11 protein-coding genes are annotated in these 11,761 nt (G+C 71.4%); 5 read left to right on the top strand and 6 right to left on the bottom strand.

Annotated features, from left to right (window positions below; translation table 11 throughout):
• The first annotated feature begins 366 nt into the window (after nucleotides 1-366).
• Nucleotides 367-1,875, top strand: coding sequence for an MFS transporter (locus ACFRCG_RS46060; protein WP_380042659.1), 1,509 nt, complete (start codon nucleotides 367-369; stop codon nucleotides 1,873-1,875).
• 227 nt (nucleotides 1,876-2,102) lie between these two features.
• Here ACFRCG_RS46060 and ACFRCG_RS46055 read toward each other — a convergent pair whose 3' ends face one another.
• The gene (locus ACFRCG_RS46055) at nucleotides 2,103-3,263 is read right to left on the bottom strand and encodes an acyl-CoA dehydrogenase family protein (protein WP_380042658.1); all 1,161 of its coding nucleotides are present in this window, start codon (nucleotides 3,261-3,263) and stop codon (nucleotides 2,103-2,105) included.
• A gap of 245 nt (nucleotides 3,264-3,508) precedes the next feature.
• Between ACFRCG_RS46055 and ACFRCG_RS46050 the strand changes: the two genes are divergently transcribed.
• Both ACFRCG_RS46050 and ACFRCG_RS46045 read left to right on the top strand, forming a co-directional pair.
• Nucleotides 3,509-4,828, top strand: a complete 1,320-nt coding sequence (locus tag ACFRCG_RS46050; protein WP_380042657.1) for a UDP-glucose dehydrogenase family protein — start codon at nucleotides 3,509-3,511, stop codon at nucleotides 4,826-4,828.
• 105 nt (nucleotides 4,829-4,933) lie between these two features.
• On the top strand, nucleotides 4,934-5,371 hold the full coding sequence (locus ACFRCG_RS46045; RefSeq protein WP_380042656.1) for a CoA-binding protein: 438 nt from the start codon (nucleotides 4,934-4,936) through the stop codon (nucleotides 5,369-5,371).
• A 164-nt stretch (nucleotides 5,372-5,535) separates the two neighbouring features.
• On the opposite strand, the gene purE is transcribed toward ACFRCG_RS46045, so the two are convergent.
• Together purE and ACFRCG_RS46035 are read right to left on the bottom strand one after the other, a co-directional pair.
• Nucleotides 5,536-6,039 (bottom strand): 5-(carboxyamino)imidazole ribonucleotide mutase, encoded by a 504-nt coding sequence (gene purE / locus ACFRCG_RS46040; protein WP_379999855.1) that lies wholly within the window; start codon nucleotides 6,037-6,039, stop codon nucleotides 5,536-5,538.
• Nucleotides 6,036-7,175 carry a 5-(carboxyamino)imidazole ribonucleotide synthase gene (locus ACFRCG_RS46035; protein WP_380042655.1) on the bottom strand — a complete coding sequence of 380 codons (1,140 nt, stop codon included), beginning with the start codon at nucleotides 7,173-7,175 and terminating at the stop codon, nucleotides 6,036-6,038. Before ACFRCG_RS46035 ends, purE begins: the two co-directional genes overlap by 4 nt.
• Before the next feature lie 273 nt (nucleotides 7,176-7,448).
• On the opposite strand from ACFRCG_RS46035, the gene ACFRCG_RS46030 reads away from it, so the two are divergent.
• Complete coding sequence (locus tag ACFRCG_RS46030; RefSeq protein WP_380042654.1) at nucleotides 7,449-7,946, top strand: GtrA family protein; 498 nt, start codon at nucleotides 7,449-7,451, stop codon at nucleotides 7,944-7,946.
• On the top strand, nucleotides 7,943-8,521 hold the full coding sequence (locus tag ACFRCG_RS46025) for a GtrA family protein (RefSeq protein WP_380042653.1): 579 nt from the start codon (nucleotides 7,943-7,945) through the stop codon (nucleotides 8,519-8,521). The genes ACFRCG_RS46030 and ACFRCG_RS46025 overlap by 4 nt, the downstream gene beginning before the upstream one ends.
• A 124-nt stretch (nucleotides 8,522-8,645) precedes the next feature.
• Here the strand turns inward: ACFRCG_RS46025 and ACFRCG_RS46020 are convergent, their stop codons facing one another.
• The 3 genes from ACFRCG_RS46020 to ACFRCG_RS46010 form a co-directional block, all read right to left on the bottom strand.
• Complete coding sequence (locus ACFRCG_RS46020; RefSeq protein WP_380042652.1) at nucleotides 8,646-9,911, bottom strand: ATP-binding protein; 1,266 nt, start codon at nucleotides 9,909-9,911, stop codon at nucleotides 8,646-8,648.
• Nucleotides 9,912-9,967: 56 nt separating this feature from the next.
• Complete coding sequence (locus ACFRCG_RS46015; RefSeq protein WP_020556678.1) at nucleotides 9,968-10,639, bottom strand: response regulator transcription factor; 672 nt, start codon at nucleotides 10,637-10,639, stop codon at nucleotides 9,968-9,970.
• Between the two features lie 133 nt (nucleotides 10,640-10,772).
• Entirely contained in the window at nucleotides 10,773-11,603 is an 831-nt protein-coding gene (locus ACFRCG_RS46010; RefSeq protein WP_380042651.1) for a hypothetical protein, read from the bottom strand.
• Between the last annotated feature and the right edge of the window lie 158 nt (nucleotides 11,604-11,761).

Genomic DNA, 11,761 nt, shown 5'->3' with positions numbered 1-11,761 from the left:
TTTTTCGCCAAGCAACACACCCGCCTCGCCGGAAGCGTCGAGCCTCGGAGCCCCGCACGCCGACGGCGACCAACCCGGCGACTCCGACCAACCCCGACCCTCGGCACCCAAGACGCAAGACGCAAGACGCAAGCCGGAAACGCGCCGGTCCACGCAGAGTGCCGGTCATCGCAGCCAGGCATCAGGCCGGCGGCCAACGTATCGGCTGCCGACCCGACCAGCCCATCGTCCCGTACAGAATAAGTCCGATGCATATCGTCTAGAACAAAACTATCTGCTAGCGTCTCTCTTGCCGCCGGACGAACACCCGGCGCAGAGCCGGGCCGGGCCGCCCGGCCGCCGGACCATACGAGGAGAGACAGAGCCATGGCACTGCCGGCCACCGCCAAGACGCCGCCGCGCGAAGCGCGCACCTATCCGCGCGGCCTCGCCCTCACCCTCCTGTGCGCGGGCATGCTGATGGTGATCCTGGACGGCACGATCGTGACCGTCGCGCTCCCCTCGATCGGTGCGGACCTCGGGTTCTCGTCGGCCGATCTCGCCTGGGTCATGAACATCTACATGATCGCCTTCGGTGGCCTGCTGCTCCTCGCCGGACGGCTCGGCGACCTCTTCGGGCGCAAGCGCATGTTCCTCGCCGGGCTCGCCGTCTTCACCGTCGCGTCGCTGCTGTGCGGCGTGGCCACCGGCCCCGAGATGTTGCTCGCGGCGCGGTTCCTGCAGGGCGCCGGCGGCGCCATGGCGTCCGCCGTCAGCCTCGGGATGATCGTCACGCTCTACCCCGAGCCCGCCGAACAGGGCAAGGCCATCGGCGCGTTCAGCTTCATCGGCGCGGCGGGCGCGTCCCTGGGCCTGGTGCTCGGCGGTGTGCTCACAGAGGCGGCCAACTGGCACTGGATCTTCCTGGTCAACCTCCCGATCGGCGTCGTCACGCTGCTCCTGGCGACGCGCGTCCTGGATGCCGACACCCCCGCCTCCGGCGCTCGCGGCAGGGCCGACATCGTCGGGGCCGTCCTGGTCACCGGCGGGCTGATGTTGCTGGTGTACGCCGTCGTGAAAGCCGAGGCGTACGGGTGGGGTTCGGCCAAGACCTGGGCGCTGCTTGCCGGTTCGTTCGGGCTGCTGGCGCTGTTCACGCTCCGCCAGGCCCGGGTCGCGGCACCGCTGCTGCCGCTGCGCACCTTCCGCTCCCGCAACGTGAGCGGCGCGAACGTCCTGCAAGTGCTCACGATCGCGGCCATGTTCGGCTTCCAGGTGCTGGTCGTCCTCTACATGCAGCACGTCCTCGGCTTCGGGGCGGCCAAGACCGGCTGGGCGATGTTCCCGACCGCGCTCGCCATCGGCGTCGTCTCCCTCGGCGTCTCCGCCCGCGTCATCGGCCGCTTCGGCGCCCGGAACGTGCTGGTCGCCGGGCTGCTCATGCTCACCGCCGGCATGGCCTACCTGGCCCGCGTCCCGGTCGACGGCTCGTACCTGATCGACCTGCTCCCGGTGTTCGTCCTGATCGGTGGCGGCGGCCTGGTCCTGCCCGCGCTCGCCACGCTGGCGATGTCCGGTGCCCGGCCCGAGGAGGCGGGCGTGGTCTCCGGCCTGTTCAACACGACCCAGCAGATCGGCGGGGCCCTGGGCGTGGCGCTTCTGAACACCCTCTCCACCTCCCGCGCCGACACCCTCGCGGGGCAGGGCAAGTCCGCCGCCGAGGCACTGACCGGCGGCTTCCACCTGGCGTTCATGGTGGGGACAGTCCTGCTCGCGGCCTCGGCGGTCATCGCCGTGCTGGTCCTGCGCACCCCGCCCACGACCGTCGTCGCCGGCAACACCGCCACTCCGGAGACCGACGAGGCCGCGACGACCCCGGCCATCCACATCGGGTGACAAAAAGACCACCCCCGCCGCGAACGAGACGGTCCCCCGCCGAGATGCCTTCGGCGGGGGACCGTGTCGTTCGCCCGTTCACTCGTTCCGACTTCGTCGTGGCCGACCAGGGCGGTCGCAACGCCTGGATGTGCGAGCAGGGCTCGCTGTGGATCAGCGGTCGCAACTGCCGCCGACTCGCCACGTCCGGCGGCCGAACCGCCGCAGTCCTCGCCGGCCGCCGCCGCCTACTTCGGCAGGTTCCTCGCCATCACGATCCGCTGAACCTGATTCGTGCCCTCGTAAATCTGCGTGATCTTCGCGTCGCGCATCATGCGCTCCAGCGGGTAGTCACGTGTGTAGCCGTATCCGCCGAGCAACTGCACCGCGTCGACGGTGATCTCCATCGCCGCGTCCGACGCGAAGCACTTGGCCGCGGCGCCGTGGAAGGTCAGGTCCGCGTCGCCGCGCTCCGACTTGGCCGCCGCCGCGTAGGTGAGCTGCCGGGCCGCCTCCAGCTTCATCGCCATGTCCGCGAGCATGAACTGAATGCCCTGGAAGTCGGCGATCGGCTTGCCGAACTGCTTCCGCTCCCGCACGTACCCCTTGGCGTAGTCCAGCGCGCCCTGCGCGATACCCAGCGCCTGCGCCGCGATCGTCACGCGCGTGTGGTCGAGCGTCTTCATCGCGGTGGCGAAGCCCGTACCCTCCTCGCCGATGATCCGGTCGGCCGGGATGCGCACGTTGTCGAGGTAGACCTCGCGCGTCGGCGAGCCCTTGATCCCGAGCTTCTTCTCCGGCGCGCCGAACGAGACACCCTCGTCCGACTTCTCCACCACGAACGCCGAGATGCCCTTGGAGCGCTTGTCCGCGTCGGTCACGGCCATCACCGTGTAGAACTCGGACACGCCCGCGTTGGTGATCCAGCGCTTGACGCCGTTGAGCACCCACGAGTCGCCGTCGCGCACCGCGCGGGTCTTCATGGCCGCCGCGTCCGAACCCGCCTCCGGCTCGGACAGGCAGTAGGAGAACATGCCGTCGCCGCGCGCCACCGCGCCGAGGTAGCGCCGCTTCAGGTCCTCGGACCCGGACAACATCACCGGCATGCTGCCCAGCTTGTTCACCGCCGGGATCAACGACGAGGACGCGCACACCCGGGCGACCTCCTCGATCACGATCACGGTGGCGAGCGCGTCGGCGCCCGCGCCGCCGTACTCCTCGGGGACGTGAACCGCATGGAGGTCGTTCGCGGTGAGCGCGTCGAGCGCTTCCTGGGGAAAGCGCGACTGCTCGTCGACCTCTGCGGCGAACGGGGCGATCTTCGCCTCGGCGAGCGCGCGGACCGACTCGCGGAGCATGTCGTGCTCCTCGGAGACGCGGAACAGGTCGAAGTCTTTACGTCCGGCCACGGGTGCCTACCTCTCGGGACTGAAGGGCTGCCCTCTCGGGACTGAAGGGCTACGGGCTGCGGGGATTACCTGTTTTATTACCGCTCAGTAAACAACATGGACGCCCACAATTATTCAGCCGCACCCCGCCGGTCCGCGCATCGGGACGGCCACGGTTCGGCGACGGCGCCCCGGGCCCGGCCGATACGATCCAGATTCGATCCGGATCCCACCCATTCCTCCGACGAAGAAGTCAGGTGACGTACGTGGCACCCCGCATCACGGTCATCGGTACCGGCTACCTGGGCGCCACGCACGCCGCGTGCATGGCCGAACTCGGCTTCGAGGTCCTGGGGATGGATGTGGACCCGGACAAGGTGGCCACCCTCGCGAGCGGCCGGATCCCGTTCTGGGAGCCGGACCTGGAGGAGCTGCTGGCCCCGCACGTCGCCTCCGGCCGGCTGCGCTTCACCACCGACATCGCCGAGCTGGCCGCGTTCGGCGACGTGCACTTCGTCTGCGTGAACACGCCGCAGCGCAAGGGCGAGTTCGCCGCCGACGTGTCCTACGTCGACGCCGCCGTGAACGCGCTCGCCCCGCTCCTGGAGCGGCCCTGCCTGGTGGTCGGCAAGTCCACCGTCCCGGTCGGCACCGCCGATCGGCTGGCGAGCCGGATCGCCGAGCTGGCCCCCGTGGGCGCCGCGGCCGAGCTGGCCTGGAACCCCGAGTTCCTGCGCGAGGGCTTCGCCGTCCGGGACACCCTGCACCCGGATCGGCTCGTGATCGGCGTGCGCTCGCAGGCGGCCGAGGACCGGCTGCGCGAGGTGTACGCGACCCTGCTCGCCGAGGGTGTGCCGCTCGTGGTGACCGACTTCGCCACCTCGGAGCTGGTCAAGACCGCCGCCAACTCGTTCCTGGCCACCAAGATCTCCTTCATCAACGCGATGGCCGAGGTCTGCGAGGCGGCAGGCGCCGACGTCGAACAGCTGTCCCAGGCGCTCGCCTTCGACCCCCGGATCAACGGCCGTTTCCTCAAGGCCGGGCTCGGCTTCGGCGGCGGTTGCCTGCCCAAGGACATCCGCGCCTTCATGGCCCGGGCCGGCGAGCTGGGCGCCGACCAGGCGCTCACCTTCCTGCGCGAGGTGGACGCGATCAACATGCGCCGCCGCTTCCGGATGGTCGACCTCGCCCGCGAGCAGTGCGACGGCAGCTTCCTGGGCCGCCGGGTCGCGGTGTTCGGGGCGGCCTTCAAGCCGAACTCCGACGACATCCGCGACTCGCCCGCGCTCAACGTCGCCGCCCAGGTGCAGCTCCAGGGCGGCGAGGTGACCGTGTACGACCCCAAGGCGATGGACAACGCCCGCAAGATGTATCCGGGCCTGACCTTCGCGGAGACCGCCTTCGACGCGGCCCGCGGCGCGCACGTGGTGCTGCATCTGACCGAGTGGGCGGAGTTCCGCGAGATGGATCCGGCCGAGCTGGGCGAGATCGTCGCCGAACGCCGCGTACTCGACGGGCGCAATGCCCTCGACCCGGTGCGCTGGCGCGGCGCAGGATGGACGTACCGGGCTCTCGGTCGCCCCTGAGTAGCCGGCCCGCCCCGGGGGCACACTCACCGGGCCGACGGCGCCGCGCCGTCCGTCTGTCGGGGGGCACCGCGAGCAGCGAGACAAGACTGCGAGGTCATCAGCATGCCTTACGGCGACGAGGCCACGATCCGACGGATCCTCGACACGCACACCTGGGCGGTGGTGGGGCTCAGCACCAACTCCCACCGCGCCGCATACGGAGTAGCCGCGTTCCTCCGTCAGTGGGGAAAGCGCGTCGTGCCCGTACACCCCAAGGCGGAGACCGTGCACGGCGAGCCGGGCTACGCCACGCTCGCCGAGATCCCGTTCCCGGTCGACGTGGTCGACGTGTTCGTGAACTCGGACCAGGCCGGCGAGATCGCCGACCAGGCCGTCAAGATCGGCGTGAAGGCCGTCTGGTTCCAGTTGGACGTGATCGACGAGCGCGCCTACCAGAGGGTCCGCGACGCGGGCCTGGACATGGTGATGGACCGCTGCTCGGCGGTGGAGCTCCAGCGCATCACCATGACGAGCGCGAGCACGGGCCCGAGCCCGGCCTGAGCCGCACGACACCGGGACCCGAGCACCCGCTCGGGCCCCGGTGAGCGGCCACGACCCGGACACGATCCGGCCGGGACCGCCCGACCGGGACCGACTACGACGGGCTACGACGGGCTACGACGGGCTACGACGGGCTACGACGGGCTACGACGGGCCACGATCCCCTACGACCCGACCCGCTCGCGCAGCTTGCGCCCCTTCTCGGTCGCCTGCGCCTTCAGCTCCGCCTGGAACTCGCCCATCCGGGCCAGCAGCGCCGGATCGTGCGCGGCCAGGATCCGCACCGCCAGCAACCCCGCGTTGCGGGCTCCGCCGATCGAGACGGTCGCCACCGGCACGCCGGCCGGCATCTGCACGATGGACAGCAGCGAGTCCATGCCGTCCAGGTACTTCAGCGGCACCGGCACGCCGATCACCGGCAGCGGGGTGACCGAGGCGAGCATCCCGGGCAGGTGCGCGGCGCCGCCCGCGCCGGCGATGATCACCTTCAGGCCGCGCCCGGCTGCCTCGGTGCCGTACGCGATCATCTCCTGCGGCATCCGGTGCGCGGAGACCACGTCGGCCTCGTAGCCGATCCCGAACTCGTCCATGACCTGCGCGGCGAGTTCCATCACCGGCCAGTCCGAGTCGGACCCCATGACGATGCCGACGACGGGCTGCGTGCTCATTCGGTGATGTCCCCTCGGAGGTAGTCGGCGGCGTGCCGGGCGCGCTCGCGCACGTCGGCCAGGTCGTCGCCGCACACGGTGACGTGTCCGACCTTGCGGCCGGGCTTCACATCCTTGCCGTACATGTGCACCTTGACCCCGGGATCGCGGGCCATCACGTGCAGGTACGGGCGGTACATGTCGGAGTAGTCGCCGCCGAGCACGTTGACCATCACCGTCCACGGCGCACGGGCGCGCGGGTCGCCCAGCGGCAGGTCGAGCACCGCGCGCAGGTGGTTCTCGAACTGCGAGGTGACCGCGCCGTCGATGCTCCAGTGCCCGCTGTTGTGCGGACGCATGGCCAGCTCGTTGACCAGGATCCGGCCGTCGGCGGTCTCGAACAGCTCGACCGCCAGGTGCCCGGTGACGTCCAGCTCGCCCGCGATGGACAGCGCGATCCGCTGGGCCTCGACCGCCCGCTCCTCGCTCAGGTCGGGCGCGGGCGCGATCACCTCGCGGCAGACCCCGTCCACCTGGATCGACTCGACCACCGGGTAGGCCACCGCCTGTCCGTGCGGCGAGCGCACCACGCAGGCCGCCAGCTCGCGGGTGAAGTCCACCTTCTCCTCGGCCAGCACCGGAACCCCGGCCGCGAACGGCACGGCCGCCTCGTCCTCGTCCCGGACGATCCACACGCCCTTGCCGTCGTAGCCGCCGCGCGTGGTCTTGAGCACCACCGGCCAGCCGCCCACCTCGGCCGCGAACGCCGCGACCTCCGCCGGGTCGGCCACGATCCGGTTGCGCGGGCACGGTACGCCGATCTCGGCCAGCCTGGCCCGCATCACGCCCTTGTCCTGGGCGTGCACGAGCGCGCGCGAACTCGGCCGCACGGCGACCCCGTCGGCCTCCAGGGCCTCCAGGAGCGCGGTGGGCACCTGCTCGTGGTCGAAGGTGACCACGGCACAGTCCTGCGCGAAGCGGCGCAGGTCGGCGAGATCGTCCTCGCTGCCGAGCACGACGTCGCCGACCACCTGGGCCGCGGATTCGGACGGGGATGCGGCGAGTACGCGAAAGCGGGCGCCGAGCGGGATTGCGGCCTGGTGCGTCATGCGGGCGAGCTGGCCGCCGCCGACCATGCCGACGACTGGGAACGTCACGGGGGAAGGGTACCGACCCGCCGCCGACGCTCGCGGCGCCGGGCGGCGCGAAGCCGGTCGCGGCGGCCCGAGGCCGTGCCACGGGCGCTGCCGCGGTGTTCGTCGGTACCCCGGACCGCTCCCGGGGGACCCGCGCCACACGTGACGCGGGATGTTCCGGTAAAGAGTGTGCAACGGGAGGGAGACCGGGCGCCGATGTCGAACGGCCGCGACGGCTACCCTCGTCGAGTGAGTCGTCAAGTCGGTAGCACCCGTGGTGCCAGAGGAGCGTCCGTGCCTTCGCCCGTCGACGCCCCGTCCGAGGAAGCCGCCGGGCCGCCGGCGAGCCGGATCGCCCGGGTGCGCTCCGAGGTCACCCGGTTCCTCGTGGCGGGCGGCCTGGCCTACGCGGTGGACGTCCTCGTGTTCAACCTGTGCCTGTCCCTGGGGATGGGCGGCGTCGGCGCGAAGATCACGTCCTCGATCCCGGCGACGATCGTCGCGTACGTCGGTAACCGATACTGGACCTATCGGCATCGGGACCGCACCGGCGTCGGACGCGAGTACACGCTCTTCTTCGTGTTCAGCGCGATCGCGGCGGGCATCCAGGCGTCGAGCGTGTTCGTGTCACACACTCTGATGGGCTACGAGAGCAAGCTCGCCGACAACATCTCGGCGAACATCGTCGGTATGGCTCTCGGCACGCTGTTTCGCTTCTGGGCATTCCGCACGTGGGTGTTCAAGCACAAACGGCCGGACCCCGTACCGGTCGCCGAAGGTGGCATGTCGTGAAGGCGCTCCGGAATTGGTACGACCGGGTCGGACACCTGCTGCACGAAACGCTGAAGTTCGGCGCCGTCGGCGGATTCGGCGTGATCGTGAACGTGATCGTGTTCAACCTGTGTCGTGACCACCTGGGCCTGGCCTCGGTGCGCTCGTCGGTGATCTCGACGGCGGTCGCGATCGTGGTGAACTATCTCGGCAACCGCTACTGGGCCTTCCGGCACCGCACCTCCGACGACAGTCGGCGCGAGTTCGTGCTGTTCATGGTGTTCAGCGGGGTCGGCATGGCGATCGAGGCCGGCACCGTGGCGATCTCGCACTACTGGCTCGGCCACACCTCGCTGCTCGCGGACAACATCGCGAAGTACGCGGTCGGCCTGCCGCTCGGCACCCTGTTCCGGTTCTGGTCGTATCGCACGTGGGTGTTCACCGGCACCCACGAGATCGACCGCAAGCCGGTCCGGGTGGTCGCGCCGCCGGGCGACGAGAACGCGGACGATCGGCCGGCGGGACCCGCCGGCACCCGACTGGACACCGAGGCCGCGCGGCTGGTCGAGGACGAGAGCAAGACCTCCCGGGCCTGAAACGGCCGACAGCTCCCCCGCGCACCGCCTCGCGCACTTTCCTCGCGCGGTTCCCTCGCGCGGCTTCCTGACGCACACCGCGCCCCGCACCCCACCCCGCGCCCGACCACGACGCGACGAACCGTCAGTCGTGTCCTTCCTCCGGGTGGGCCGCCAGGAACACCGCGAACACCGGCGGTCGCTGCTGGAGCAGCTCCAACCGCCCCCCGTCGGCCTCGGCCAGATCCCGGGCCACGGCGAGCCCCAGGCCGGTCGAGTTGTGGCCGCTGACCGCCCGCTCGAAAACCCGCGCGCCCAGCTCGTCGGGCACGCCCGTGCCCTCGTCCTCCACCTCGACCACCACGGACGTCCCGGTGATCCGGGTCCGGATGTTCACCGCGCCCGCGCCGTGCATCAGCGTGTTCTCCACCAGCGTGGCCAGCACCTGGGACAACGCGCCCGGCGTGGCCACCGCGGTCAGCCCGCGCTCGCCCTCGACCCGGATGCTGCGGCGGGCCTCGCGGAAGTTGGGCCGCCACTCGTCGATCTGCTGCTGGATCACGTCGTCCACCCGGACGGTGACCGCGGAGATGTTGCGCGGGTCGCGCCCGCCGCTGCCGCGCCGACTGCTGGTCAGCAGCCGCTGCACCACGTCGGTCAGCCGCTCGACCTGGGAGAGCGCGATCGCCGCCTCCTCCTTGACGATCTCCGGGTCCTCGGTGGCGATGATCTCCTCGAGGCGCATGGACAGCGCCGTCAGCGGGGTGCGCAGCTGGTGCGAGGCGTCGGCGGCCAGCCGGCGCTCGGCGGTGAGCATCCTGGCGATCCGCTCGGCGCTCTGGTCCAGCACCTCGGCGACCCGGTCCAGCTCGGGCACGCCGTAGCGGCGGTGCCGGGGCCTGGGGTCGCCCGAACCCAGGCGCTCGGCGGTCTCGGCCAGGTCGGTCAGCGGGCGGGCCAGGCGGCGGGCCTGCCAGACCGCGAGGGCGGCGGCGGCCGCGACCGCGAGCAGCGCCACGCCCAGGATCAGCAGCAGCGATTCGCGGATCTTGGTGGTCACCCGCTCACGCGGCTCGCCGACGGTGACCGAGTCGCCCATCTCGCCGGGCATGGTCTTCTCGAAGACCCGGCCGCTCGGCTTGTCGCCGATCACCAGCGGAGGATCGCCCGGCAGCCGCACGATCGCGTAGCGATGCGGCTCGACCTGACGGCGCAGCAGCGCGGCGTCGGAGTGTTCGCCGGAAGCCATCCGCAGCTCGACGACCTCCAGGATGCGGGCGGCCTCGGCCTTGAGGCTGTCGCCCGCGGTGTTCTCGATCGCGTGCGTCTCGACGAACGCCAGCGGCACGCCGAGTACGGCCACGACGACCAGGACCACGCCGAGCGTGGTGTTGATGAGCCTGCGACGCAAGGTGGATCCCGTCAGCTTTTCGAGGTCGGCTCGCGCGAGGTCGGCCCGGCTCCGGCTCAGCTCTTCTCGAAGCGGAAGCCCACGCCGCGCACGGTGGTGATGTAGCGGGGGTTGCCCGCGTCGTCGCCGAGCTTCTTGCGCAGCCAGGAGATGTGCATGTCGAGCGTCTTGGTGGAGCTCCACCAGGTGGTGTCCCAGACCTCGCGCATCAGCTGGTCGCGGGTGACCACCCGGCCCGCGTCGCGCACGAGCACGCGCAGCAGGTCGAACTCCTTGGCGGTGAGCTGCAGCTCCTCCTCGCCGATCCAGGCGCGGTGCGAGTCGACGTCGATCCGCACGCCGTGCACACCCTGGCCGACGTCGGCCGCGCCGCGCCGCAGCAGCGCGCGCACGCGCGCGAGCAGTTCGGCGAGCCGGAAGGGCTTGGTGACGTAGTCGTCGGCACCGGCGTCTAGGCCGACCACCGTGTCCACTTCGTCGGCGCGGGCGGTCAGGACGAGCACCGGGAAGCCGTGCCCCTCGGCGCGCAGCCGCCGGCACACCTCCAAGCCGTCCATGCCGGGCAGACCGAGGTCGAGGACGAGCAGGTCCACCCCACTCTGCGCGGCGCATTCGAGAGCGCTTGGGCCGTCCTCGCGCACCTCGACCTCGTAGCCCTCTCGGCGCAACGCACGCGCGAGTGGTTCGGAGATGGATGCGTCGTCCTCGGCGAGCAGTACGCGGGTCATGACCTTGATGTTACTGACGCGGGGGCGCCGCGTTGACGAGCTCCGTACGAGCGGACCGGGGGAACCCGGGATCGGCGGGCGTTTTTCGCCGACCGGAGGACGGCGGACCGGTACCCGGAGGGCGGCATTCACCTCACCATTCGTCGTCTTTGTGGCGACGCCAGGAGAACACCATCGTGGACGCGGCCATCAGCAGGATCAGCCCGCCGGCGACGATCCAGATGATCGCTCCGCCCGAGATCTCGCCGTCGTCGCCGCCCCGGCTCTCGACCATCGCGTCGGGGCTGCGCGCCGCGCTCGCGGTCGGGTCCTGCGTGCCCCCCGGCGGGGCCTGGGCCGGCGCCTGGGCCGATGCCGGGGGTGCTCCGGCCGTCGGGTCGCCGGGGGCGCCGGAGGGGCCGTCGGGGGCCGCTCCCTGGAGGTCGACCCGCAGCGTCATCGCGGGCGGCGCGGGCGCGGTCGGGAAGCACGTGGTGATCTGGTCGCCGAAGATCGCGGTGGTGGTGACCATCTTGCCGGGGGCGATCCGGATGTCGCCCTTGGCGTCGAGCGGCACGGTGATCTCGCCCTCGTACGGCGGCACCACGATCAGCGCGGGCGTACCGGGGATGTCCACGCGCATCTTCGGGCCCTGGAGGGTGAGTTCGCCGCTCGCGCCGCCGGAGAGGACGAGCTGGATCGACGGCGTCAGCGGGGTGCCGGGGAACGGCAGCGGGCTGGTGGCGGGGCTGCCGCCGAGGGTGACCTTGATCCGCGCCTTCTCGCCCGGGCGGATCGGATCGGTCGGGCCGTCGAGGGAGATCTGCTGCGGACCGTCCACCGCGGGCTGGTCCAACGGGATGACGCAGTGCACCGGCACGGTCAGCGGTTCCGCCGAGGCGGGCGCGGCGAGCGCGAGCGCCGGGCCGACCGCGCAGGCCAGGGCGAGGGCGGCGCCGGCCGGGCGTGAAGCCGAGAGAGCCATCGGGGTTCGCGTTCCTTCTCGTGGGCGACGAACGGGAGTCGGGGCGGGAGTCGGGCCGGGGCGGGATACGGCCGAAGGGTCCCCCGGCCGGGTGAGGACCGGCAAGGGGACCCTTCGCATGCGGTTTCGGTTCGGGCCGATTCGGTCGTGGTGCCCGG

Origin of the sequence: Embleya sp. NPDC056575 (genome assembly GCF_042793325.1) — a bacterium.
Classification (GTDB): Bacteria; Actinomycetota; Actinomycetes; order Streptomycetales; family Streptomycetaceae; genus Embleya.
This window is presented reverse-complemented; position numbering and strand designations above follow the sequence as displayed.